The 25,362-nt window shown below is 75.9% G+C and carries 17 protein-coding genes and 1 riboswitch; of the genes, 7 read left to right on the forward strand and 10 right to left on the reverse strand.

What is annotated here, in order from left to right; genetic code table 11:
* Positions 1-432 precede the first annotated feature (432 nt).
* Positions 433-1,632, reverse strand: a complete 1,200-nt coding sequence (locus ACWEQL_RS09460; RefSeq protein ID WP_452149610.1) for an aminotransferase class V-fold PLP-dependent enzyme — start codon at positions 1,630-1,632, stop codon at positions 433-435.
* Positions 1,629-2,903 carry an MFS transporter gene (locus tag ACWEQL_RS09465; RefSeq protein WP_452149611.1) on the reverse strand — a complete coding sequence of 425 codons (1,275 nt, stop codon included), beginning with the start codon at positions 2,901-2,903 and terminating at the stop codon, positions 1,629-1,631. Before ACWEQL_RS09465 ends, ACWEQL_RS09460 begins: the two co-directional genes overlap by 4 nt.
* A gap of 282 nt (positions 2,904-3,185) precedes the next feature.
* Between ACWEQL_RS09465 and ACWEQL_RS09470 the strand changes: the two genes are divergently transcribed.
* Positions 3,186-4,502, forward strand: coding sequence for a YhgE/Pip domain-containing protein (locus ACWEQL_RS09470; RefSeq protein WP_452149612.1), 1,317 nt, complete (start codon positions 3,186-3,188; stop codon positions 4,500-4,502).
* Positions 4,503-4,569: 67 nt separating this feature from the next.
* Here the strand turns inward: ACWEQL_RS09470 and ACWEQL_RS09475 are convergent, their stop codons facing one another.
* The 3 genes from ACWEQL_RS09475 to ACWEQL_RS09485 form a co-directional block, all read right to left on the reverse strand.
* Positions 4,570-5,292 (reverse strand): ABC transporter ATP-binding protein, encoded by a 723-nt coding sequence (locus ACWEQL_RS09475; RefSeq protein ID WP_452149613.1) that lies wholly within the window; start codon positions 5,290-5,292, stop codon positions 4,570-4,572.
* Positions 5,293-5,296: 4 nt separating this feature from the next.
* The gene (locus ACWEQL_RS09480; RefSeq protein WP_452149614.1) at positions 5,297-8,170 is read right to left on the reverse strand and encodes an FtsX-like permease family protein; all 2,874 of its coding nucleotides are present in this window, start codon (positions 8,168-8,170) and stop codon (positions 5,297-5,299) included.
* Positions 8,171-8,854: 684 nt separating this feature from the next.
* On the reverse strand, positions 8,855-10,267 hold the full coding sequence (locus ACWEQL_RS09485; RefSeq protein ID WP_452149615.1) for a phytoene desaturase family protein: 1,413 nt from the start codon (positions 10,265-10,267) through the stop codon (positions 8,855-8,857).
* Between the two features lie 304 nt (positions 10,268-10,571).
* Positions 10,572-10,684: riboswitch (SAM riboswitch) on the forward strand.
* Between the two features lie 353 nt (positions 10,685-11,037).
* Between ACWEQL_RS09485 and ACWEQL_RS09490 the strand changes: the two genes are divergently transcribed.
* A complete protein-coding gene (locus tag ACWEQL_RS09490; protein WP_452149616.1) occupies positions 11,038-11,922 on the forward strand; it encodes a glutathione S-transferase C-terminal domain-containing protein in 885 nt (294 codons plus the stop codon).
* Between the two features lie 55 nt (positions 11,923-11,977).
* Here the strand turns inward: ACWEQL_RS09490 and ACWEQL_RS09495 are convergent, their stop codons facing one another.
* The 5 genes from ACWEQL_RS09495 to ACWEQL_RS09515 all read right to left on the reverse strand — a co-directional run bounded on the left by ACWEQL_RS09495 (position 11,978) and on the right by ACWEQL_RS09515 (position 17,117).
* The gene (locus tag ACWEQL_RS09495) at positions 11,978-12,400 is read right to left on the reverse strand and encodes a MerR family transcriptional regulator (RefSeq protein WP_452149617.1); all 423 of its coding nucleotides are present in this window, start codon (positions 12,398-12,400) and stop codon (positions 11,978-11,980) included.
* A 31-nt stretch (positions 12,401-12,431) separates the two neighbouring features.
* The gene (locus ACWEQL_RS09500) at positions 12,432-13,514 is read right to left on the reverse strand and encodes an MDR family NADP-dependent oxidoreductase (protein ID WP_452149618.1); all 1,083 of its coding nucleotides are present in this window, start codon (positions 13,512-13,514) and stop codon (positions 12,432-12,434) included.
* A 112-nt stretch (positions 13,515-13,626) separates the two neighbouring features.
* Entirely contained in the window at positions 13,627-14,784 is a 1,158-nt protein-coding gene (locus ACWEQL_RS09505) for a hypothetical protein (RefSeq protein ID WP_452149619.1), read from the reverse strand.
* Positions 14,785-14,851: 67 nt separating this feature from the next.
* The gene (locus tag ACWEQL_RS09510) at positions 14,852-16,054 is read right to left on the reverse strand and encodes an amino acid aminotransferase (RefSeq protein WP_452149620.1); all 1,203 of its coding nucleotides are present in this window, start codon (positions 16,052-16,054) and stop codon (positions 14,852-14,854) included.
* Positions 16,047-17,117: a DMT family transporter gene (locus tag ACWEQL_RS09515; protein ID WP_452149621.1), complete on the reverse strand. Its 1,071-nt coding sequence runs from the start codon at positions 17,115-17,117 to the stop codon at positions 16,047-16,049. Before ACWEQL_RS09515 ends, ACWEQL_RS09510 begins: the two co-directional genes overlap by 8 nt.
* Positions 17,118-17,252: 135 nt before the next feature.
* Between ACWEQL_RS09515 and ACWEQL_RS09520 the strand changes: the two genes are divergently transcribed.
* The 5 genes from ACWEQL_RS09520 to ACWEQL_RS09540 all read left to right on the forward strand — a co-directional run bounded on the left by ACWEQL_RS09520 (position 17,253) and on the right by ACWEQL_RS09540 (position 24,882).
* On the forward strand, positions 17,253-17,744 hold the full coding sequence (locus ACWEQL_RS09520; RefSeq protein ID WP_452149622.1) for an Lrp/AsnC family transcriptional regulator: 492 nt from the start codon (positions 17,253-17,255) through the stop codon (positions 17,742-17,744).
* 465 nt (positions 17,745-18,209) lie between these two features.
* Positions 18,210-19,658: an amino acid permease gene (locus ACWEQL_RS09525; RefSeq protein WP_452149623.1), complete on the forward strand. Its 1,449-nt coding sequence runs from the start codon at positions 18,210-18,212 to the stop codon at positions 19,656-19,658.
* 710 nt (positions 19,659-20,368) lie between these two features.
* A complete protein-coding gene (locus tag ACWEQL_RS09530) occupies positions 20,369-20,842 on the forward strand; it encodes an SsgA family sporulation/cell division regulator (RefSeq protein ID WP_452149624.1) in 474 nt (157 codons plus the stop codon).
* 214 nt (positions 20,843-21,056) lie between these two features.
* Positions 21,057-23,174: a SpoIIE family protein phosphatase gene (locus ACWEQL_RS09535; protein WP_452149625.1), complete on the forward strand. Its 2,118-nt coding sequence runs from the start codon at positions 21,057-21,059 to the stop codon at positions 23,172-23,174.
* A 103-nt stretch (positions 23,175-23,277) separates the two neighbouring features.
* Complete coding sequence (locus ACWEQL_RS09540; protein WP_452149626.1) at positions 23,278-24,882, forward strand: alpha/beta hydrolase; 1,605 nt, start codon at positions 23,278-23,280, stop codon at positions 24,880-24,882.
* Positions 24,883-25,362 lie beyond the last annotated feature (480 nt).

Below are 25,362 nucleotides of genomic sequence, written 5' to 3' on the forward strand. Positions count from 1 at the left end.
GAACGCCGTTCGAAACGCCGTGCCGCGAGAATCGGCGAACGTGCCTGAATGGCCGTGGACGGTGATTGCGCGCCGTCGAAGTAGGGCCGGTGCACCTCGAAGGTCAACCAGCTCGGCGCGTTGACGCCGACGATTCCGCGACTGAAATTCCAGCGGTTCACGCGGTATTCACCAAGCCCTTTCCGAAATGGTCGGCATGCCCCGCGGGGAATTCTGTCCGCGGGGCATGCCGGTCAGCGCGAGGATCAGGTCGCGTCGTCCAGCAGGCAGGTCCAGCAGTCGGCCGCACCGGTGCTGATCTCGACCTCGTCCTCAAGGGACTCCCAGGTCTCGTAAGCCATTGCGCAACTCCTTTCATTCGGCCGGGCCGCCCGGGAATTCGGGCGTGCGAAGTGAGCTGAGCGTCATTCTCGGCGCGCCGGAGCGAGGGCGTCAAGACTTCTGCGCACCGAGCTCGAACAGAATCACCTCGACTTCTTCATCAGTCGTCCAGAAATGTGGGGAGACCCGGACCAGGCCGTCCGGCGCGGATACCTGGATTCCGGCCGCGGCCAGCCGCTCGACGAGGCCCACGGTGTCGGAGAAAGGGCTGGTGAAAGAGACGATCCCGGAGTTCCCGGCCGCGTCCGGGGGAGTGGCGAGCCGGTACCCGAGCTCGGCGGCGCCGGTCCGCAGCCGGTCGGCCAGGGCGAGCACCCGCGCGCCGACCGCGGCGGTCCCGGCCTCCTCCAGCTCGGCCAGCGCGGCGGCCAGACCGGCCATCCCGACCAGGTCGTACATGCCGCCCTCGACCCGGGCGGCCTCGGCCCGCTCGGGCAGGTCGTAGCGCAGCTGCCCGGGCAGTCCCCCGGTCACCCCGGCGGCGCCCTGGTAGCCGAACCAGCCGGTGGGCGTGGTGCGCAGCAGCTCCAGCCGCTCGGCCCGGCAGTAGAACAGGCCGGTGCCCGGCGGCCCGCAGAGCCACTTGTGGGCGCCGGCGGCCAGGAAGTCCACCGGGGTCCGGGCCACCGACAGCGGCAGGGCGCCGAGGCTCTGCACCGCGTCCACGCAGACCAGCGCCCCGGCCTCGGCGGCCAGCGCGCAGATCGCGTCCAGGTCGCAGCGGAAGCCGGTGGCGAAGTTGACGTGGCTGACCGCGACCAGCCGGGTGCCCGGCAGGATCGCCGCCGCCACGTCCGCGATCCGGTAGCCGCCGTCGCGCATCGTCACCCAGGACAGCTCGACCCCGAGCCGGCGCAGCCGCTGCCAGGGGCGGACGTTGGCCGGGAAGTCCCCGTCGAACAGCACCACCCGGTCGCCCGGGCGCCACTCCAGGCCGTCGGCCACCAGGTGGATCCCGGCGGAGGTGTTGGGGACGAACGCGACCTCCTCCGGGGTGCAGTCGAGCAGCCGGGCGACCGAGCGCCGGGCGGCGGCCCGAGCGCCGAACAGCCGGCCCACCTCGGCGCTGCCGTGCGGCAGCACCTCCTCCAGCGCGGTGCGCATGGCGGCCACGGCGGGCGGGCGCAGCCGGCCGAAGCCCGCGAAGTCCAGATAGGCGCGCAGGCCCGGGGTGGCGGTGTCCGCGGGTGCGGGGAGGCCCGGGGCTGCGGCGTCCGCGGTGTCCGCGGGGGCGTCCGGCGGCGTGCTCACGAGGCCGCCGGGCCGGCGGGAGTCAAGGGCGTGCGGGGAGTCCGGGGCGTACGGGCGGCTCGGGCGGCGGTGACCGCCATCCACCCCGCCACCAGCATCGGCACCCCGTGCAGCAGCAGCACCCAGGGCGCCAGCCAGGACGGCCGCAGCACCACGCTGGTGGCCAGCAGCCCGGACATGAAGCCCGCGTTCACCACGATCTGGGAGAGCCCGAAGGCCCGCCCGCGTTGCTCGTCGGGCAGCCGCTGGAGCGACTGCTTGTAGGTGATCTCGCTGAGCGCGTCGCCCAGCCCGGCCGCGGTCGCCGCCAGCAGCCGGGGCCACCAGCCGTCCAGCCAGAACACCCCGATGAAGCCGAGCGACATCACGACGGTCGCCAGGCAGTACACCAGCGCCGGCGCCCGCTCGACCAGCCGCCGGGCGAGCGGGCGCAGCACGAAGCTGCCCAGCAGCAGGCCGGTCGCCCAGCTGCTCCACACCGCGCCGGAGACGAACGTCGGTTCGTCGGGCCGCAGTTCGGTGCCGAGGATCGGCAGGCCGACGTGCTGGGAGGAGGAGCCGAAGGCGTCGATCCCGCGCAGCACCACCAGGCCGGCCAGGCCCGCCCCCACCAGCGTCGGCCAGGCGGCCGGTCCGTCCCCGGCACGGCCCCGGCCCGTCCCCTCCTCGCGCATCCGCAGTCGCAGCGCGAGCAGCACCAGGGCGGAGAGCACATAGCTGCCGGCGTCCAGGGCGAACACCCCGCGGTAGCCGAGCAGCGGGACCACGACGGCGGCCAGGCCCATGCCGATCATGAAGGCGACACCCTTGAGCCCGGCGATCGCGCTGTTCACCGCCTGGGTGCGCGGGCCGGCCAGCACCGGGGTTGCGGCGGACAGCGTGGCCTCGAAGACCGAGCGGCCGGCGCCGACCAGCAGCACGGCCGGGTACAGCCACCAGCCCTGCACCCCGGACGGCAGCACCGCGAGCAGCGCCAGCACCCCGGCGCGGACCAGGTCGGCGCCGATCATCGCCCGCCGGCGGTCCCAGCGGTCCCCGAACCGGTGCCCGAGCCGGCCCCCGGTGATCGCGCCGGCGTAGAGCGCCACGCTGACCAGGCCGGTGGCCAGGGCGGAGCGGCTGTGGTCCCAGACGAAGACGGACAGGCAGATGAAGTCGAGCGCGTAGCCGATGTCCGAGACGGTCTTGGCCCCGAGGAACACGGCCAGCTGCCCGCGGCCCGCGGACGCCGTGCCGCCGTCCGCCCGCGTACCGGTCGCCACGGCGCTCATATGTGTACGTTCCCCCGTCGTCCGGTGAAGGTCCTGCCATGATTCACCGGCCGCGACGGCCCCGACAAGGGGGAGGATCAAGGAGATTGGCGAACCGTCAGACCCGTCCGGAGGGTACGGGCCGGGCCCGCTCGCCCGCTCCGACGGACGGGCGCCGTGAGCGGCGTACAGCGGCCGTGTGCGGCGTACGGGTCGCCGGCCCCGCGAGGCGCCACGGCTGCGCGGGGCCGGGCCGCTACGGTCGGGCGGGGGGCACAGCGGCCGAACACCTTACGGAGAGTCATGACGTCCAACCGGCCCGAGGGCGGCGTACGGGCCCGTCAGGTGCTGCGCAACCCCAAGGTCTGGGTGGTGCCCGCCGTCATCCTCGGCGTGGTGTCCTTCCTGCTCTCCCTGCTGTACGTCGGCGGCATCGTCAACCCGCGCCAGGACCTCCACCGGCTGCCGATCGGCCTGGTCAACTCCGACCGGGGCGCCGTGATCGCCGGCCAGCAGCAGAACCTCGGCGCAGGGATCACCGCCGGCATCGTCGCCGGGCCCGACCCGCAGGACCAGGTCGACTGGCGGGTGCTCGACCGGGCCGCCGCCGACCAGCAGCTCGCCTCCGGCAAGCTCGCCGGCGCGCTGGAGGTCCCCGCCGACTTCACCGCCGCCGTCGCCGCGATGGCCGCCCCGGCCCAGCCCGCCCCGCCACGGCCGACGATGACCGTCCTCACCAACCCCGGCGTGGGCAGCCTCGCCTCCTCGCTGGCCTCCTCGATCTCCCAGGCGGCGGCCGTCCAGGCCTCCGCGGAGCTCGGAAAGACCCTCACCGCCCAGGCCCAGGCACAGGCCCAGGCCCAGGCGCAGCCCGCGGCCGCCGGCGGGGCGACCAACGCGGCGGCGCTCCAGCTGGCCGACCCGGTGACCGTCGAGACCAGGGTCGGCCACCCCATCGGCCCGCACAGCGGCCTCGGCCTCACCGCCTTCTACTACACGCTGCTGCTCGTGCTCTGCGGCTTCCTCGGCGCCAACGTCATCAGCAACGGCGTCGACGTGGCGCTCGGCTACGCGGCGAGCGAGATCGGACCGCTGCGCACCCAGCGCCCGCCGGTGCCGATCAGCCGCACCGCCACCCTGGCCGTCACCTCCGTGATGTCGGTCGGCCTGGCCGTGCTCACCTCCAGCCTGGTGATGCTGGCGACCGTGGTGGTGCTGGACATGGACGCCTCGCACCTGCCGCTGCTCTGGGTGTTCTCGGTCTGCGCCAGCGCGGCGGTCGGCCTCGGGACGCAGGCGCTGCTCGCCGCGTTCGGCGGGATCGGGCAGCTGGTCGGCATGTTCGTCTTCATCGCGCTCGCCCTGCCGTCCTCCGGCGCGACCATCCCGCTGGAGGCACTGCCGGACTTCTACCGGGGCCTCGCCGAGTTCGAGCCGATGCGCCAGCTCAGCGACGGCGTACGGTCGATCCTCTACTTCGACGCCCGGGCGGACGCCGGCCTCACCCGGGCCTGGGCCGCGATCGGCATCAGCACCGTGGCCGCCCTCGCCTTCGGGTTCGGCATGACCCGCTACTACGACCGCAAGGGCCTGCACCGCTTCCACCCCGAGACGGACTGACCCTCCGGCGGCGCACACACCGGCGGGGCAGGGGCGGCGGGACCGGGCGTCGGGTGGGGCGCACGGCTCAGGCGCCGCCGGTGTCGGTGCGCCGGCCGTCGCGGAGGTGGATCCGCTCGTCGCAGCGGGCGGCGAGGGCGGGGTCGTGGGTGGCGACGACCATCGTCGTGCCGTACTCGGCGCGCAGGCGCAGCAGCAGGTCGACGACGGCCTCGCCGGTGCGGGAGTCGAGGTTGCCGGTGGGCTCGTCGGCGAGCAGCACGGACGGGGAGTTGACCAGGGCTCGGGCGATGGCGACACGCTGCTGCTGGCCGCCGGAGAGCTTCGCGGGCAGGGCGTCCTCACGGCCGGCGAGCCCGACGGCGGCGAGGAGTTCGCGGGCGCGTTCGCGCTTGTCGAAAGTGGTGCGCACGGGCAGGACGGGGGCGACGACGTTGTCCAGGGCGGTCAGTGCGGGCAGCAGGTGGAAGCGCTGGAAGACGATCCCGATGCCGCGGCGGTAGTCGGCCAGCCGCCTGCGGTCCAGCGCGGTGATCTCCTTCCCGGCCACCCGGACGGTGCCGCCGTCGGGCCGTTCGATCGCGCCGAGCAGGTGCAGCAGGGTGGACTTGCCGGAACCGGACGGGCCGGTGAGCGCGACGGTGCGGCCGGCCTCGACGGTGAGGTCCACGCCGTCGACGGCGACCAGCTCCTGCCCCGGCCCGGTGCGGAAGGTCTTCCGCAGACCGGTCGCGGCGATGGCGGGGGCGACGCCGTCGGGGGTGGGGCGGGATGCGGTGTCACGGGCCATGGGGTCACTCCTCGGTGAGCAGCCGGCCGATCGGGGCGCGGCGCAGCAGGGCGGCGGGGACGAGGGAGGCCGCGGCGGTGAGCAGGACGCCTCCGGCGGCGACCGCGGCGGCGGTGACGAGCAGGGCGGCCGGGAGCGCACCGGCGAGGACGGCCGTGGCGGCGAGGCCGAGCCCGGCGCCGGCGAGCGCGCCGAGGGTGCCGAGCAGGACGCCCTCGGCGAGCACGAGCCGGCCGAGTTCGCGGTCGTTCCAGCCGGCGGCGGCCAGCGCCGCGAACTCGGCGGCCCGTTCGCGGATGCCGAGGTAGAGGACGTCGGCGACGGCGAGCGCGCCGAGCAGGACGACGGTGGCGACGGCCGCGTAGTCGATGCCGCGTACCTGGAAGGAGACCGCCTGCCCGAGCAGCGATCCGACGACGGCGCTGTGGAAGGCCCCGGCGACACCGGCCAGCACGGTGAGCGCGCAGGTGCCGACGGCGACGCTCAGTGCGCCGAGCAGGCTGCGCCCGGGGGTGCGGCGGAGGTTGCCGGCGGCGAGGGAAGAGATGCGCCGGGCGCGGGTGGTGCCGGCGTTCCCGGCGACTGCGGGGTGCACCGCGGCGGCGGGCCGGGTCCGCGAGGCCCGTACGACGGGCGGGGCGGCGGCGAGGAGGGCGAGCAGGACGGCGCCGGGGACGGCGGCGAGGGCGCGCGGGGCGGTGACGTCGAGCCCGGACAGCGCCCCGACGGGCCAGGCGGCGGCCGCGCCGAGCACACCGGCGGCCAGGCCGAGGAGGGCGACCTCGCCGAGCAGCCCGGCCAGGATCCGGTCGGGCGACCAGCCGAGGCAGGCGAGGACGCCGAGCTCGGTGCGCCGGGAACGCACCGCTGCCGCAACGGAGTTGGCGACGAACAGGGCGCAGACGGCGAGGACCAGGACGAACAGGGCGAGGCTCTTGCGGTCCAACGCGTCCAGCACGGTGAACGCCACGCCCATCCGCACCCAGTTCTGGGTGACCGTGATCTCCGGCCGCCCGAACGCCCCGGCGGGAACGGTCAGTTCGGTCGGCCGGGGGGAGGATCCGTAGGTGACGTCGACCTGCAGGCCGGTGCGTCGCTGGATCTCCTGGGCGACCAGGCGCACCCGTTCGCGGCTGACGGCGTCCGTGCCGCGGATGTCGGCGACCCGTACCCGGACGGAGCTGATCGGGTCCGCGGCGTGCAGGTCGCCGCGGAAGGCGCCGTCGGTGAGGGCGGGCAGGGCGTCGAGGGTGGTGATCAGCTGCGGGGGCTGGGCGAGGAGACCGCCGAGGTTGCCGTCGGGGCGCAGGGGTCCGCCGCCGAGCGCGGTCCGGGCGGCGGCGTCGGCGGGCCGGGTGTCGGGGGCCTCGTAGGCGCCGAGGGGGACGGCGGTGAGCGGGTTGAAGGAGGGCAGCCGGCTGCGGTCGAAGACGCCGACGGCGACGGGCGCCGGCAGCGGGACGCCCCCGGAGTCGGTGCCGGTCCTGGCCAGGTGCTGGGTGACGGAGCGTAGCTGGGTGTCGGCGTTGGTCGGCGGGACCCTGAGCCAGGGCGAGTTGGAGGCGAGGGAGGCCCAGGTCTCGGGCGGGTTCCGCACGGTGTCGGGGCGCAGCCGGCCGTCCGGGCCGGTGCTCCAGTGGAGCGGGCCGACGGTCCAGGAGGCGGCGAGGGAGCCGAGGGAGGTGCCCCTGCCCGCGGTCGGCGCGCCGGGGTTCGCGGGGGCGGGGGCGCCGGACGCCGCCGGGTCGGTCGGCCCCGCAGAGGAGCCCGGGTGCGCGGTGTCGGCGGTGATCTGGTCGAGGAGCTGCCGATAGGCGTCCTGGGCGGTGATGGTGCGGGTGACGACGGTCGGCCCGGCGAGGTCGGCCAGCCGGTCGGTGCCGATCTGCAGCGGGGTGCGGCCGTCGGCGGCCGGCAGCAGCTGCACGCCGACGTCGACGGCGGTGCCGAGTCCGCTGTCGGAGGCGGCCAGGACCGGGAAGGTGGTCTGCTTCACGGTGACGGCGGTGGTGCCGTCCGGCCCGGAGACCGCTCCCTCGGCGTCCCGGGTGGAGGCGCCCTGGTGGGCACCGAGGTAGCGGCCGGAGACGAGGGCGGTGTCCAGACCGGAGAGCCTGGCCTCGGCCTGCGGGTCGACGGCGGCGACCAGCAGGGGCACCGGCACCTGGACGCGGTGTCCGGCCGGGCCGGCGGGCACGGTGGTGGAGACGGTCTGCCCGTCCAGGACGCTGCGGGTCCCGGCGGTGGAGTCGCAGCCGATCCGGACCGCCGGCGCGAACGGTCCGGCAGGTACAGGCGGGGCGGCCGGGCATGCCTCCACCCGTGTACCGGACGGGAGTTGCTCGGCGGGACCGGACCCGGCCGCGCTGCCGGTGCCGAGGTCGACCACCAGGGGGTTGCCGGTCAGGTACTGGTAGCCGGTGGCGGCGGGCGTGCGGGTGGCGCCGCCGTCGGCGGTGGTCGTGGTGGTGACGCGGAAGAGCCGGCCGGTGCGGTCGGCGGGCAGGTGGGCGGACAGGTCGACGGGGACGGACGCGGAGGGCATCACGTAGCCGACCATGGCCAGCGGTGCGGCCGCCTCGACACCGGGGATTCCCTCGATCCGGTGCCACTCGTCGGTGGTGATGCCGCCGAAGATCCCGGAGAGGAACCCGGCCTGGACCAGGTCCTGTTGACGCTCCGCTTCGGTGCGGCCGCCCCGGGGACGGACCAGGATGTCGTACGCCGAGCGGTGGTTGCCGTCGACGGTGGCGCGCACCTGCAGCTCCTGCGTCCGGGCCGCCCCGGTCAGGACGGTGAACGCCGAGGTCGCGACGGCGACGGCGGACACCAGCGCGACCGCGCGCCCCGGCCGGTGCCGCAGCTGGGAACGGACCATCGGAAACACCTGCGGACTCCCCCGTACCTGTCGGAACGCCGTGTGCGGTGGTGCTCGGCCCGGTTCGGCCGCGGGGCCCGGCACCGCCGGATGCCTCGGAGGCCACCGAGGTCGCCGGGGCCACCGGAGCTCGTCGCGGCGGGCGGAACGGACCCGCCCGGGCGTCCGGAACCACCGGAGGGAGGTACGGGAGCGCCGGGGGGAACACCTCGGGTGCGGCGGTGGTAGGCCTGCTGACGAGGTGTCGCGTGCCGCAACGTATCCGACACGAACGGATGTTGTCCAGACCAATTGCCGTCCGGGTGGGTTGCCGCCCGTACCGGTCGCGTCCGGACCGGTCACGGGACGCCGCCGCCCCGGGCACACCACTCCGGCACGGTGATCCGCAGCAGAGCGGTCACGAACGAGGGGTGACGGATCATCGAGTCCGGGGGCTTCGGCGACTACGCGCTGTCCCTGCGGGAGGCCACCGAGGACGAGCCGTTCAGCCGAACGCCCTGGTGTACCGGGTGCTCGGCAGGATGTTCGCGGTCGTGCGGGCCGGCAGCGAGGACCGGCCGTGCCGGGTGACCCTCAAGTGCGCCGAGCCGGCCGCCCATCTGCGCGGCCTGCGCGCGGCGGCGGTGGCGCTGCACGGGCGGGTGCGGGGCCGGTCGGGCCCTGTGCGCGGCGGCGTGGGGCGGGTCAGAGCCGGCGGAGGGCGTACGCGGCGGCGTTGGCGCCGCACATGCCGTGGACGCCGGGGCCGGGCGGGGTGGCCGCGGAGCAGAGGTAGTGGCCGGGGAGGCCGGTGGCGTAGGGGGTGAGGGTGGGGCGGGGGCCGAGGAGCAGCTGGGGGACGTCCTTGGCGCCGGTCATGATGTCGCCGCCGACGAAGTTCGGGTTGGCCGCGGCGAAGCCGGCCGTGGTGGTCACCGCCCGGCCGAGGACGCGCTCGCGGAAGCCCGGGGCGAAGCGTTCGATCTGCGCGGTGATCGCCCCGGTGGCGTCGCCGGGGTAGCCGGCCGGGACGTGCGCGTACGCCCACACGGGGTGGACGTCGCCGGCCGAGCGGCCCGGGTCGGCCAGGTACTGCTGGCCGACCAGGACGAACGGGCGCCCGGGCATCCGGCCGGCGGCGACGGCCCGTTCGGCGGCGGCGACCTCGGCGAAGGTGCCGCCGAGGTGCACCGTGCCGGCGCGCCGGGCGGGTTCGGCGGTCCACGGGACGCCGCCCGCCACCGCGAAGTCGACCTTGAACGCACCCGGGCCGTGCCGGAAGCGCCGGTAGGCCCGGGCGATCCGGGGCGGTAGCCGGTCGCCGAGGATGTCCGCGACGGCGCCCGGCGCCAGGTCGTACAGGGTGACCGCGGCGGGCGGCAGCCGGTCGAAGGAGGTGACCCGTACGCCGGTCTCGACGGTGCCGCCGAGCGCGGTGAGCTCCGCCGCCAGCGCCCGGCTGATCGCCCCGGAGCCGCCCGCCGCCACGGCCCAGCCGTGCCGGTGCCCGGCGGCCAGCAGGCCGAGGGCGACGCTCGCGCTCAGCGGCCGGTGCAGCGGCCGGAACGCGTGCGCCGCCACCCCGCCGAACAGGGCCCGCGCCCGCTCCCCGGTGAACGCCCGGGCCAGCGCCGAGGCCGGCAGCAGCGCCGGCGCCCCGAACCGGGCGAGCCGCAACGGGTGGCGCGGTACGCGCAGCAGCGGGCCCATGACGTCCTCGGCGAGCTCGTCCCAGCAGGCGGCGGACGGCCCGAACAGCCGCCGCCAGCGAGCGCCGTCCGGCGCGCCGAGGCCGGCGGCGGTCTCGGCGACGGAGCGGTGCAGCACCCCGGCCGTCCCGTCGTCGAGCGGGTGGGCGCAGTCGATCTCCGGCCACCGCCACTCCAGCCCGTGGCGGCGCAGGTCGAGGCCACGCAGGAAGGCCGAGCCGACGCCCATCGGGTGGACGGCCGAGCAGTGGTCGTGCACCAGGCCCGGCAGGATCGCCTCCGAGCTGCGGGCGCCGCCGCCGACCTCCCCGGCGGCCTCCAGCACGGTGACCCGCAGGCCCGCCCGCGCCAGCACGACCGCGGCGGCGAGCCCGTTGGGCCCCCCGCCGACCACCGTCGCGCCGCTCATCGGGGGCCTCCTCAGCTCGCCGGCTCGCCGCCGGAACCGTCGGTGCGGCACCCGCCACGTCGGTCCCCGGCCACGCTACCGGCCCGGCCGCCCGCCGGCCCGCCGGGCCCGCCGTGCGGTCAGCCGGCCGCCCGGCGGGCCGTCCCGGTGAAGGGCGCGGCCACGGCGGCCTCCTGACATGCCCTCGGCGCGACCGCGAGGACGGCCCCCACCACCTCGCGGTCGTGCCGTCCTCGTTATTGACGACCCCTCGGGCGCTCGACCAGACTGCTGGGGACGGTCACGATTGTCAGCGCCCGCCGCGGGTCTCCCGCGCGGGTCATCGGCTCCGGCCCGCTGGCAGGCAACCCTTCCACCGCGACGGGGTGCCCCGGGTGACGACCGGGTCCCGCCGATGCGGCGGGACAAGCGTGGTCCCGCCCCGGCGGGTCCCGAGGGATCGGACGGGTGGACGTGGGCGGAACGCGGAGGCAGCCGGGCGGCGCCCGCCGCCCGCTGCGCCCGGCGAGCCCCCTGACCAGACGTCTGCACATCGACCTGCTGCGCGTCTGCAGCGCGAGCGGACCGAGGGCCTGACCCGGCCGGCCGCCCCGGGACCACCCCGTCCCGGAGCCACCCGCCTGACGGCCACGTCCCCCCGGACCACCGGACCACACCCCAGCCCGTGAGCCGCGGCGCCGGTCCGGCCGGAGGCGGGGTCCCCGCGTCCCCTCCCGCCTCCGCGTCCCCCCCCATCAGATCACCGGGGCTCCCTCACCCATTGGAGAGTCATGCCCGAGCTTTTCGTTCCCGCCTCCGACCCGGCGTCCCGTACGCCGCAGCCCGACCCCTGTCACCCCGCCGAGCCGGTCCCGGACCACGCGCACCGGTTCCGCGGCCGCATCGGCGCCCGCCGCGGCGGCGGCTTCTACCCCGCCTCCCAGCGCTACCGGGTGTACCTCTGTCCCGGCTGCCCGGATTCCCTCCGGGTCGCGATCACCCTCGACCTGCTCGACCTGCGCGACACGGTCTCCGTCGTCCACCTCGCCACCCCCGAGGCCCACCGGGAGCTGCGCCTCGCGTACGAGACGGCGCTCCACCACTACGAGGGACCGCTCACCGTGCCGGCGCTCTGCGACCGGTGGAGCGGGCGCATCGTCAGCAACCACACCCCCGACATCCTCCGCGACCTGGCCGAGCACCTGGCCGACCGCACCCGGGACGACCTGCCCGACCTGCGCCCGGCGGACCTCGCCGAGGCCGTGGACGCGATCGCCGAACTCCTGGCCGAGGCCGTCCCGGAGGCGGCCGGGTGGCGCGAGGGGGCCCCCGAGCAGCTGTCCCAGGCACTGGACCTGGTCGACCGCCGGCTGGCCGCGGACCCGTACGTGCTGGGCGCCCGCCCGACCGCGGCCGACGTGGACCTGTGGGTGGCCCTGGTCGAGCTGGACACCGTCCACCGGCCCCGGATGGACCCCGCCGAGGCCGCCGCCGTGGCCGACCGGCACCGCCTCTGGGCCTACGTACGCCGGCTGCACCGCCTCCCGGCCTTCCACCGCAACCTCCCGGCCGAGTTCCTGACCTCCCCCCGGCGCCGCTTCGGCCGCTGCCTGGACCTCGACGAGATCCCCGACGGCCCGGCGGCCCCCGTGGACCGCGCGAGCCACGCGGCGTGACGACGACCGGGCGGCCGGCCCCGGGTGACCGGAGCCGGCCGTTCGGCCGGGGTGATCAGCGCCGGGTGACGGCGGTGGTCGGGCCGGGTCGGCCGGCCTCCCGTCCGGGGAGGCCGGCCAGCCGGGTGGCGAGGCCCTCGCGCAGCGCGGTCAGCCGGGCGATCTCGGCGTCGAGGGCGGCCAGCCGCCGCAGCGCCACGCCGACCGCGGGCGTGGCGGGTTCCCCGCTGCCGCAGCGGACCGGGTCCACGTCGGCGCCGGCCAGGTGCAGCCGCTCGGCGCTCGCCCGGAGGTCCTCGACGGTGAGGCCGAGCGCCAACAGCTCGCGGATCACCCGGACCCGGGCCACCTCGGCCGGGCCGTACTCCCGCTGGCCGGAGGCCGTCCGCCGGGGCGGCGGAAGCAGCCCGCGCTGCTCGTAGAACCGCAGGGCGCGGGGTGTCGTCCCCGCTGCCGCCGCCGCGTCGCCGATGCGCATGCCGCCCGCCCTCCGCCCGTCGGGTGCCGGGTCACAGCGCGACGACGACCGTCCCGACGTGCTGACCGGCGAACACCTCCTCCAACGCGCGCGGGGCGCCGTCCATGCCCGCGATCCGGACCACGGGCAGGTCGATCAGGCCCTCGTCGAGCCAGCCGGCGAAGTGCTCCCGCCACTCGGGGAGGGTCTCCGGGTGGTCCAGCGGGCTGACCCCGCGCAGGGCGATCCGCTTGACGACGAGTTGGACCGAGTCCAGCCCGACCGGCGCCGCGGTCCCGCTCCCGTCCGGGGACAGCTGCCCGGACAGCGCGCCCACCAGGGCGAACCGGGCCCCGGGACGGGCCGCCCCGACCGCGGCCGCGAGCTGCTCGCCGCCGACGGTGTCCACCAGGACGTCGATCCCCTCCGGCGCCGCCTCGGCGAGCTGCCCGGCGATCGGGCCCGCGCCGCGCACCACGGCGGCGTCGTAGCCGAGTTCGTCGACCAGCCGGCGCGCCTTGGCCGCCGAACCGGCGCTGCCGACCACCCGGCCGGCGCCCAGCAGCCGGGCGATCCGGCCGGCCGCGGTGCCGACCGACCCCGCCGCGCCGGTGACGAACACCGTGTCACCGGGGCGCAGTCCGGCGCCCACCGTGAGCGCGACGTAGGCCGTCCACCCCTGCGTCAGATGGAGCGCGGGGTCGACGAGCGGCGCCCCGCCGAGCCGGGTCACCCCCTCGGCGGGCAGCACCGCGTACTCGCGCCAGCCGAGCCAGTGCGAGACGAGCTCGCCGACCCGGGGCCCCTGCCCGTCGCCGCCGTCGTCGGGCCCGGCGGCGGTCACCACCTCGCCGACCGCCGCGCCCAGCAGGGTGTCGCCGGGGCGCAGGGCGGGCAGCGGCGCCCCCGGTACGCCGCCCCCGATCAGGGTGCGCACCGCGGCCCCGACGTGGAAGTACCGGTTGCGGACCAGGATCTCCCCGGGCCCGGGGACGGGCAGCGGCACCTCGACGACGGCCAGGTGCCCCGCATCCGGCAGCCCCTCGGGCCGGGTGAGCAGGCGCACCTCCCGGGAGGTCGCGGGCAGGGCGGCGGACGGCGCGGCGGACGCGGGGACGGAGGCGGTGACGGACACGGCGGAGCTCCTGGGCGGGTCGGGATCGGTACGACGGAGGACCCGCGCACCGGTCGCGGAGGAGCGGCCGCGCGGGGTCGGGAGACGCTAAACCCTGCCCCGCGCGTCAGGGTCAAGCGCCGGCCGCGCCCCCGCCGCCGCTGGCCCCGGCCGTCAGGGCGGTCGTCAGGAGGTCCAGGTCGGCGGCCAGCGCGCGGCGGGCGGCCGCGCCCATCAGCCCGGGGCGCAGGGGCAGCGGCAGGGCCCACCAGTCCTGGGTGACGGTGTGGGGGCGGTGCCCGGCCGCGTCGGGGTGGACGGGTGCGGCGAGGCGGGCGGACTCCGCGCGGGCCGCGAGGTAGGCGGCGAAGCGGGCACCGGCGGGGACGGCGGTGGCGGCCTCGCGCTTCAGCCACAGGTTGAGCGGGGACGGCGAGCTGACGCCCCAGTGCTCCGGGTCGAAGCTGACCAGCACGGGGCCGACCGCGGCCACGGTGAGCTCGAAGGAGTAGTACGGCGCGACGGTGCGGTACGACCGCCACTCCGCCCTGGAGACCGTGGCCCCCGCGTCGCGCAGCAGCTCGCGGGCGGCGTCCACCGTCCGGACGGCCTTGGTGAAGGTCGCCCCGGCGCCGCCGGTGCGCAGTTCGGCGAGCGTCCACGGCTCCAGCTCGTGCTCGAACCTCTGCACCAGGCCCTCCAATTGGTCGGCGTCGCAGGCGAGTGGGTGGTGCCCGTCGGCCGGCCGCGGGGCCAGGACGGCGAGCAGGTCGGTCCAGGCGATCACGCCGAGCCGTTTGGCGTCGCGCAGCTCGCGTCGGCGCAGGCCGTTCTCGTCCTCGGCCCAGTCGGGCGCGTCGGGGTCGGCGAGGCCGGCCGCGACGGCGCGCTCGAACAGTTCGTGCTGGAGCTCGCGCAGGCGTCCGCGCGGGCAGACGACGATCAGCGCCCCGCCGCGGGTGAGCCGCTTGAGGTAGCCCTCCGGCTGGGTGCCGGGCTGCAGCGGGGCGCCGAACTTGCCCTCGACGATGATCCAGGTGCCGTCCGGGCCGCGTCCCTCGACGTCGGTGTAGCCGGGCTTGCCGTCGACGGTGGCGAAGACGTCCGGCTCGAAGTGGATGCCCGCGGTGACCTCGGGCGGCGGGCCGGCCGGCCCGAGGGACAGGGCCGCCATGGCGGCGCGCGCCTCGGGGTGGGTGTCCAGCAGGTAGCAGAGCGCGGTGGTGGCCAGTCGCTCGCGCCGGTCGGTCAACTGGTCGGCCAGATGGGCGAGCAGCCCGGAACTCCGCACGGATTCCCCCTCCTCGGATTGCCGGCGCCAGGCTACCGGCCCCCGGCGCCGGGAGGGGGAGGTGTGGTCAGATCACCCCGGCCGTGAGGACGGCGGCGATGCTCCGGGCCAGGTGGGGGACCTCGGAGGCGGCGACCCCGGCGATGTTGATCCGTCCGGCGGTGGTGCCGTAGACGGCGTGCCGGGTGCGCAGGTCCAGCATCTGGCCGGGGGTCAGCGGGAGCATCGAGAACATGCCGCGCTGCCCGGCGAGCAGGCGGGCCACCCCGGGGTGGCCGAGCGCCTCCAGCCGGGTGACCAGGTCGGTGCGGACGGCGGTGATCCGTCCGCGCATGGCGTCCAGCTCGGCGTGCCACTCGGCCCGCAGCCGCGTGTCGTCCAGGATGGCGGCGACCACGGCCGCGCCGTGCTCGGGGGGCATCGAGTAGACGGTGCGGGCGAGGTTCTGCAGGGCGGTCTCGGCGCGGCCGGCGGCCTCCCGGGTGGGGGCGACGACGATGGCGCAGCCCGTGCGGTCGGCGTAGAGGCCGAAGTTCTTGGAGCAGCTGACGGCGATCAGCAGCTCGGGGAGGACGGCGGCGAGCTCGCGGGTGCCGGCCAGGTCGGCGTCCAGGCCGTCGCCGAGACCGTGGTAGGCGAGGTCGACGAAGGGGACCCAGCCGTGCCGGGCGGCGTGCTCGGCGAGCAGCGGCCAGGCGGAGGCGGGCAGGTCGACGCCGGTGGGGTTGTGGCAGCAGCCCTGGAGCAGGACGACGTCGCCGGCCCCGGCCGCGTCGAGGTCCCGCAGCACCGCGGCCGTGTCCACCGTGCCGTCGGAGTCCAGGTGGCCGAGGTAGCCGTAGGTGCGGACGGTGAGGCCGGCCGCCTCCAGGATCGGGCGGTGGTTGACGTACGCGGGGTCGCTGATCCACACCGTGGCGCCGGGGCGGGTACGGCGGACCAGGTCGGCCAGCAGCCGCAGCGCGCCGGTGCCGGCCACGGTCTGGATCGCGGTGGCCCGGTCGGGCAGCGCGCCCTCGCCCAGGACCAGCGAGGTCATGGCCCGGTTGAAGGAGAGGTTGCCGGACAGACCGCGGTACTCCTTGGAGGCGCAGCGCTCGGCGAGCAGCCGCTCGGCCTCGCGGACGGCGGACATCACGGGGGTGATGCCGGTCTCGTCGCGGTAGACGCCGAGCACCAGGTTGAGCCGCTCGGGGCGCGGGTCGGCCTCGATCTCGGCGGCCACCGCCCAGAGCGGGTCGACGGGGGAGGGGGGCAGCAGCTCAAGCATCGGCGGTGACCTTGCGTTCGGGGCGCCGGTTCGCGAGGAGGACGCCGAGGGTGATGACGGGGACGCCGACGAGCACCGCCGGGCCGGGGGTCTCGCCGAGCAGCGGTACGGCGAGCAGGGCGGCGGCGACCGGGCTGAGGCTGCCGGCCACCGCGCAGCGCTCGGCGCCGAGCCGGCGGATCGCCACCGCGTACAGCAGCCCGGCGCAGAGGCCGACGCCCAGGCCCTGGACGACGACGAACAGCGCGAGGTCGCCGCCGGTGGCGTGGCGCAGGTTGGTGGGCAGCACGCCGGCCGTGACCAGCAGGGCGAGCAGGACGAAGGACGGCACGCAGAGCAGGCCGATCGAGCCGATCGGGTCGAGCGAGGTCTCGCGCAGGCCCACGGTGTACAGCGCCCAGAGGCCGCCGGCGATCAGCAGCAGGCCGGAGCCGGCCAGGGTGCGGCCGTCGACGGGCAGCAGGTGGGGGGAGACCAGGGTGACGGCGCCGAGGGTGATCAGCAGCAGTCCGGCCCGCTGGAGGCCGCGCGGCACGCCCCGGCCGGTGGCGGCCATCAGCGCGGAGACGAACAGCGGGACGGTGCCGGGGATGAGCGCGCCGACGAAGGCGGCGGAGGTGAGCCGTCCGCCGGCCATCGCGGCGAGGAAGAAGGGGACGCCGGCGCCGCAGAGGATCTTGAGGGCGGTGGCGGCCGGCACCGTGAGCAGCGCCCGCCGCCGGCGCCAGAGCGCGGGGGCGAGCAGCAGGGCGGGCAGGCCGAAGCGGATCAGCCCGGCGTCGGCGGGCAGCAGGGTGGAGCCGGCCAGGGCGCGGGCGCTGAGCGCGAAGCCGGCCCAGACGGCGATGGTGACCGTCAGCGCGATCACGCCGACCACCTCGCGCCTGCCGCCGGTGCCGGTGCCGGTGGAGGCGCCGGTGCCGGCGGAGGTGGCAGCGGTGACGGTGCCGGGGTCCGTGGGGGAGGCGGCCGGCCCACGGCCGATCACGGGGTCGCGGCGGGGCTCGGGCGCCGGCCGGTCCGTGACCGGGGGCGGCGCCGGGTGGCTGGTGGGGGACGCCAACGGTGCTCCCGGGGATGAGGAAGGGGTGGGGGACGGTGTGTCGCCCGCAAGGGTAGGGATTCCGGCGCGGCAGGCGATTGCCACTTCTGCTCCTGGAGAGGGGCCCGAGGGGCAGGATCTGCCAAAATCGTGCCCATGGACGCCATCGACCTTCAGATCATCCGGGAGCTCCAGCAGGACGGCCGGATGTCGAACCAGGACCTCGCCGACCGGGTGCGGCTCTCCCCGTCGCCCTGTCTGCGCCGGGTGCGCCGGCTGGAGGAGGCCGGGCTGATCCGCGGCTACACGGCGATCGTCGACCAGGCCGCCTTCGGGCTGCCGATCACCGTGTTCGTGCGGATCCGGCTGGAGCGGCACACCGCCGAATCGGTCCGGGTGTTCGAGGAGCACGTGGCCGGGATCGAGCACATCCAGGACTGCTACCTGATGACCGGCAGCAGCGATTACCTCCTACGGGTGGTCATCGAGAGCCTGGAGGCGTACGAGCTGCTGGTGCGCGACCGGGTGCACGCGATCCCGGGCATCGCGGCGATCGAGTCGAGCTTCGCGTACAGCCGGGTGAAGCAGTCCCGGATCTTCCCGCGGCCGGCGCCCGCGAAGCCCTCGCTCTGGCCGTCCGACGGGTGACGGCGGCGCCCGGGCACCGCCCGGCGGGGCGCGTACGGACGTCCGGTGGGCAGCGCGCGGACGTCTGGCGGGGCGCGTACGGACGTCCGGCGGGGTGCCCCGTCGGCCCGCCGACCGATCCGTCGGTCGGGTCAGGAGAGAGCCGGGTTCACGCCCCTTACGCCCGGATCCCGTTCGCTCAGGGGACGCTCAGATCCGGATAACGATCGGATCAACAGGTTGGACCCGATCTGATTGTTCTGCCCCATTCTGTCCCATTCTTCCGGTGACCTGTGCCACATTTCGACGGCCGGAACGCCCCGTTGCCTGTGATACACCTGCACGACCGCTGCCGGACACCACCCATCGTCCGGCAGTGCGCCGGGCCGGCGGATCGCCGGTGGCACTCCATCCAGATCCGGGGGGATCGTGATTCGCCCCGTGGCCGCAGGGACACGGGAGCCGCATGGAGAAGGGCGCACCACCATGACCTCTGTGCAGGTCGACAAGCACAGCACCACACCCGAAGAGGGTTACGAGCGCGGCCTCAACAGCCGCCAGGTCCAGATGATCGCCATCGGCGGCGCCATCGGTGTGGGCCTCTTCCTGGGCGCGGGCGCGAACATCGCCAAGGCCGGGCCCAGCCTGATCCTGATGTACGCCCTCGCCGGCGTGATCGTGTTCTTCATCATGCGGGCACTCGGCGAACTGCTGCTCTACCGCCCGGTCTCGGGCTCCTTCGCGGAGTACTCCCGCGAGTTCCTCGGCCCGTTCTTCGGTTTCGTGACCGGCTGGACGTACTGGCTGATGTGGGTGGTCACCGGCATGGCCGAGCTGACCGCCGCCGCGATCTACGTGAACTTCTGGTTCCCGCAGATCCCGCAATGGGTCACCGCACTGGTCTTCCTGGTCGTCCTGTACGTGGCCAACCTGATCTCGGTGAAGCTGTTCGGCGAGATCGAGTTCTGGTTCTCGATGGTCAAGGTCACCGCGCTGGTCGGCATGATCGTGATCGGCCTGGGCGTCGTCACCTTCGGCTTCAGCCAGGCCGGCGACACCGCCGCGGTCTCCAACCTCTGGGCCTTCGACGGCATCTTCCCCAAGGGCATCGGCTCCAGCCTGATGACGCTCCAGGGCGTCATGTTCGCCTACCTCGCGGTCGAGCTGGTCGGCGTCACCGCCGGTGAGTCGGAGAACCCCGAGAAGACCCTGCCCAAGGCGATCAACACCCTGCCGTTCCGCATCATCGTCTTCTACGTCGGCGCGCTCAGCGTGATCCTGATGGTGGTGAAGTGGACCGAGTTCCAGCCCGGTGTCAGCCCGTTCGTGGCGGCCTTCTCCAAGATCGGCATCCCCTTCGCGGCCGCGATCGTCAACTTCGTGGTGCTGACCGCCGCGCTGTCCTCCTGCAACTCCGGGATGTACTCCACCGGCCGCATGCTGCGTGACCTCGCGTCCAACGGCGAGGCCCCCGGCGTGCTGGGCCGCCTCAGCGCCAGCCGTACGCCGGCCCTCGGCATCACCCTGTCGGCCGTCCTGATGGGCATCGGCGTGGTGCTCAACTACGTCGTGCCGGAGAAGGCCTTCGGCTACGTGATGTCGGTCGCCACCGCCGCCGGCATCTGGACCTGGCTGATGATCCTGGTCAGCCACATCCGCTACCGCCACGCGGTGGTCGCCGGCCGGCTCCCGGCCTCGTCCTTCCCCGCCCCCGGCGGCACGGTGTGCAGCTGGATCGCGGTGGTGTTCCTGCTGATGGTCACGGCGTTCATCGCCATCGACCCGGACGGCCGGATCTCCCTGTACGTGGGTGCCGGCTGGGCCGTCTGCCTGGCGGTCGGCTGGGCCCTGCTCAAGCGTCGGGGTGCCGGCACCCCGGTCGCCGCGGAGGCACCGGAGCAGCAGCTCCAGGCCGCCGGACGACCCGGCAACTGACGCCGCACCCGGGCTCGAGCCGCCCGGAAACCCGGTGAACCGTCCGCCCACCACACGGCGGTGACCCGGTCGACGAAGGACCCCGCCACACCTGGCCGGGGTCCTTCGTCGTTCCCGCGTGCGGCGCGGCGGCCCGGGCCGCGTCCGGCCCGTCGTGCCCGGCCCGCGCGGGGCGTGTTCGCCGGGGCCGCGCCCGGCGTGTTCGGGGGCGTACGCGGCCGGCGGGCGCGGGTCGGGCGCGGGCGGGTGTTGCCGATGGCCGGGTGACTCGTTGATCCCGGCATGAGTTCCGAGTTCCGGCCCTTGGGCCATAACGATGAAACGATTCTTCACGGGGTCCGGGTGCGCCCGGGTCCCCCGGCACGGCAGGGCGCCCCGGTCCCCGCGGCCCGCGACGGCGCACCCGGCCGCCGGCCGCCGGTGCCCCAGCCGCCACCTCCCCAGCCACCTCAGTCACCTGCTCCTCAGCCACCGACTCCTCAGTCATCGCCCCTCCAGCCGCCGGCCCCCCAGCCGCCGGTCGGGGAGGGCCCGCCGCCCTTCGAGGAGGCCCCGCTCTTCGCCCGGCTGGTGCAGGTGTGGAGCCGGGCCGGGCGGACCGTCCCCGGCGAGGCCGATCCCGAATGGCAGCGGCTGGCCGAACCGCCCCGGTTCCGCCTCCCCGCCGACGGCCGGCCCGGCGCCCCCAACCGCCGTTCCGGGGGGTACGCGTGAACGACGCCGAGATCCCCCGGGTGCCCGGCCCGCGCACCGGAGCCGGGGGCTGCGCCCTCCCGCTCGACCTGTGGGCCACCGTCGCCCCCGGCCTGAGCGTGCTGGTCCGCGCCCGGCTGCGGTACGACCCCGCGGAGCCGTACGCGGTCTTCCTGGACTGCCACATCGACCGGGGATGGCCGATCACCTGGACGTTCGCCCGGGAGCTGCTCGCCGCCGGGGTGGACGGCTGGGCGGGCACGGGCAGCGTCTGCGTCCACCCCGCGGTGGAGGCCGGGTCCGCGGACCTGGTGATCGCCCTGAGCGGGGAGGGCACCACCGTCCACCTGCGCGGGCCCGCCGCCCGGGTGCGGGACTTCCTGGCGCGCACCGAGGACGTCGTCCCCTCCGGCCGCGAGCACGAGTACCTCGACCTGGACGAGCTGCTCGGCCGGCTGCTGGCGGACGGGCTGCCGGAGGCGGGTACGTGAACCCCGCGGCGGCCGGGTCCCGCACACCCGGCCCCGCCCGTCCCGTACACCCGGCACCCGGCCGCGCCGGTCCGGTCCCGTCCCGTCCCGCACAGCCGGACCCGGCGGCACCCGGCGCCGACCTGCCGGTCCGGGGCGGCGGGGGGACCATGGAGAGGCCGGCGCCGGACGGCCGCCGGCCGCCTTCCACGTGGTCGAGGGAGGGAGGCAAGGGATGGGCGTGGCCGAGGAACCCGTGGCCGCTCCGGATCCCCCTCCACCGGATCCGCACCCGCACCCGGAGGACCGGCTGCGGCCGACGACGATCGTGCCCGGCGGCATCCTGGACCTGCTCGGCGTGGCGGCCGTGCTGCTGGACGCCGACGGCCGGATCAGACTCTGGAGCCCGCAGGCGCGCGAGCTGTTCGGCTGGACCGCCGACGAGGCGCTCGGCCGGTACGCGGCGCAGCTGCTGGTCGCCGAGGAGGACGTCGGCATCGTCCTGGAGCTGTTCGCCACCGTCATGGCCAGCGGCGAGGCCTGGGCCGGGGTGTTCCCGGTCCGGCACAAGGACGGCACGACCAAGCTGGTCGAGTTCCGCAACATGCGGCTGCGCGACAAGGACGGCGCCCACTACGCCCTGGGGATCGCCGCCGACGAGATCGTGGTGCGCGGCGTCGAACGCGATCTGGCGCTGTCCGCCCGGCTGGTCGCGCAGTCCCCGATCGGCCTGGCCGTGCTCACCCCCGAGCTGCGGTACGTCCTGGTGAACCCGGCCCTGGAACGCATCAACGGCATCCCCGCCCGGCGCCACCTGGGCCGGACCGTCCCCGAGCTGCTGCCCTCCCTCGACACCGGCGCGATCGGATCGGCGATGCGCCAGGTGCTGGAGAGCGGGGAGCCGCTGCTCGACCAGCTCACCACCGGCCGCACCCCCGCCGACCCCGACCGCGACCACTCCTGGCTGGTCTCCTACTACCGCCTGGACGACCCGGGCGGCCGGGTGATCGGGATCGCCCTGTCGGTGGTGGACGTCACCGAGCAGCAGCTCGCGGACCGGCAGGCCGCCCAGGCCCGCCGCCGCCTCGCGGTGATCGCCCGCGCCTCGGCGCGCATCGGCACCACCCTCGACCTGGGCACCACCGCCCGCGAACTCGCCGACACCGTGGTGCCCGACCTGGCGGACATCGCGGCCGTCGACGTCCTCGACGCCGTCCTCTCGGCCCGCACCGCGCACCTCACCGGCACCGGCCCGGCCCACTTCCGGGCCCTCGCCGTCAAGGCCGCCTTCCCGACCGAGGCGACCGAGGCGGCCGACCCGGTCGGCGAGATCACCCGCTACGAGGCCGACCGGCTGGTCACCCGGTGCGCCTCGACCGGCCGCCCGGTGCACATCCCGCACGTGCGCTCCGACCACCTGGCCCGGATCGCCCGCGACGCGGGGGCGGCCGCCGCCCTGGCCCGGGCCGGCATCCACTCCTACCTCGCCGTCCCGCTGATCGCCCGGGGCGAGGTGCTCGGCGCGCTCGACCTCAAACGCGCCCGCAACCCGCTGCCCTTCGACGCCGACGACGTGCTGCTCGCCGAGGAGCTCGCCGCCCGCGCCGCCGTCTGCATCGACAACGCCCGCTGGTACCAGACCCAGCTGCAGGCCGCCACCGCCCTCCAGCGCCACCTGCTGCCCCGCACCCCGCCCGACCCGCCGGGGCTCACGGTGGCCTGCCGCTACCAGCCCGCCGCCGCGCACAGCCACGTCGGCGGCGACTGGTTCGACGTCATCCCGCTGCCCGGGGGCAGCACCGTCCTGGTCGTCGGCGACGTGATGGGGCACGGCATCAACGCCGCCGCCACCATGGGGCAGCTGCGCACCGCGGGCCGTACCCTCGCCCGGCTCGGCCTCGACCCGGCCGACGTCCTGCACCAGCTCGACGTGCTGACGGACGACCTGGAGGAGACCATCGCCACCTGCGTCTACGTCCGCCACGAACCGCTGGCCGGGCAGTGCCGGATCGCCCTGGCCGGGCACCTGCCGCCGGTCCTCGACCGGCCCGGCCACCGGCCCGCCCTGCTCCACCTGCCGTCCGGCGCGCCGCTGGGCACCGGCGGGGTGGTCCCGCTCACCACCACCCGGGTCGACCTGGCGCCCGGGGACCGGCTGCTGCTCTACACCGACGGCCTGGTGGAGCGGCGCGACCAGTCGCTCGACGCCCGACTGGAGGCGCTGCTCGACGCGCTCGCCGGCCCCCGGCGCGGCCTCGACGAGACCTGCGACCAGTTGCTCGCCGACCTCCCCACGGCCGGCGGGCACGACGACATCGCCCTGCTGATCGCCGAGGCCACCGGCCCACCGTGACGTCGGCCGGCCGCCGTTGCGGCGGGCGCCGGGCCCGTCCCGCCCGTGGGGCGGCCGCCATCGGCGTCCCCGCGCGGTGGCCGGCCCGAGAAGGGAGCTCCCCGTGCACCCCGTCCTCCGCGGCGCCGGCGCCCTCGGCCTGACCGCCCTGCTGCTCGCCCCGCTGGCCTCCTGCCGCGCCGGCTCCTCCTCCACGGCCGCCCCGTCCTCGGCGGCGGCCGCGAGCACCACCGGCCCGGCCCCCTCCGCGCCCGCCGCCGGCCCGGCGCTGCCCGCCGCGCTGACCGGCCAGCACCTCGCGTGGCACGCCTGCCCGCCGCCCTCGGTCGCCCAGGGCGGCGGCGACGCGCCCGACGGGCGCTGGGAGTGCGCCACCCTCAAGGCGCCGCTCGACCACGCCCGGCCGGACGGGGAGACGATCGACCTCGCGCTGATCCGGGCCGCCGCCACCGACCCCGCGCGGCGGATCGGCTCGCTGGTCTTCAACTTCGGCGGCCCCGGCGGCTCCGGGGTGCAGGCCCTGCCCGCCTTCGCCGACGAGTACACGGCCCTCAACACCCGCTACGACCTGGTGGCTCTCGACCCCCGTGGGGTCGGCGACAGTGCGGGCGTGACCTGCTTCGACGACCGCGCGCTGGACGCCTCCGCCGCCGTGGACGGCACCCCCGACACCGACGCCGAGGCCGCCGCGCTGGCCGCCGAGGGCGCCGCGTACGTGGCGGCCTGCGAACGGAACTCGGGGCGGGTGCTGCCGTACGTGGACACCGTGAGCGCGGCCCGCGACCTGGACCTGCTGCGCCAGGTCCTCGGGGACCAGCGGCTGCACTACTTCGGCATCAGCTACGGCACCGAACTCGGCGGCGTCTACGCCCACCTGTTCCCGCACAACGTGGGGCACCTGGTGATGGACGCCGTGGTCGACCCGACCCAGGACCCGTTGCAGGGCTCGCTCGGCCAGGCCGCGGGCTTCCAGCTGGCGCTGGAGAACTTCATGGCCGCCTGCGCCGCGCAGAGCTCCGCCTGCCCGACCGGCGGTGGCGGCGCCGAGGGTACCGAACGGCTCGCCCGGTTCGTCCAGGGCCTGGACGCGAACCTCCTGCCCACCCGCGACGGCCGCCCGCTCACCCAGGACCTCGCCGTCATCGGCATGCTGGCCGCGCTGTACGACGAGGACACCTGGAACGCGCTGACCCTCGGCCTGCTGGAGGCGATGCGGGCCGGCACCGGGAACACCCTGCTGGAGCTCGCCGACGGCTACACCGGGCGCGACGAGCAGGGCCGGTACAGCAACCTGGGCCCCGCCAACCGGGCGATCAGCTGTGTCGACGAGCGGCAGCGCTACACCGACGCCGACGTACGGGCGCAGCTGCCGGCCTTCCGCGCCGCCTCCCCGGTCTTCGGCGAGTTCATCGCCTGGGGTCTGCCCGGTTGCACCGGCTGGCCGGTGGAGGGCCGGTCCGACCATCCCGAGGTGTCCGCCCCCGGCTCCGCCCCGATCCTGCTCGTCGGCACCACCGGCGACCCCGCCACCCCTTACGAGGGCACCGCGGCGATGGCGCGGGAGCTCGGGCCGGGCGTCGGGGTGACCGTCACCGTGCAGGGCGAGGGCCACGGCGGCTACGGCGGCGGCGACGCCTGCCTGAAGCGGGCGGTGGACGGCTACCTGCTGGAGGACCGGCTCCCGGCGGACGGCACCGTCTGCCCGTAGGGACGGGCGGGTGCGGCGACCCTGTGAAGGTGGTGCGGAGCCGGAGTGGGGCGGGGTCCGCCGTCCGGGGGGTGTCGGATCCGTCGTCCGGCAGGGGGCGGTGGGGTGCGGGCCCCTCCGGAAGGCGGACTTCCGGCGGGAGCGGCCCGGCCTGTCGTAACGTCAACCGGCTTGTGAGTAAGGGGATTTGATGGGTCCGGTGGGATCCGCGAGAGGTTTGCATGTCTTCGACAAGTTGATTTCTCGTCAGTAACATCGCGGTTGCGGCCCGATCGGGCCGCCTCCCGCATCCACCGGTCCCGGGCGGTCGTGCCGTCATCCGCCGCCCCCCGAAAGGGTCCCCTTGAAGAGCTCCACCGGTACGGCCGTCCGGCCTGCCCTCATAGCCCTGCTGCTGCTCGGCGCCACGGCCTGCGGGCCGTCGGCCGCCTCCGCCCCGCAGGCCGCGTCCGCCCCCGGCGGCCCGGCCGCCACCGCGAC

The organism is Kitasatospora sp. NPDC004240 (genome assembly GCF_053603215.1).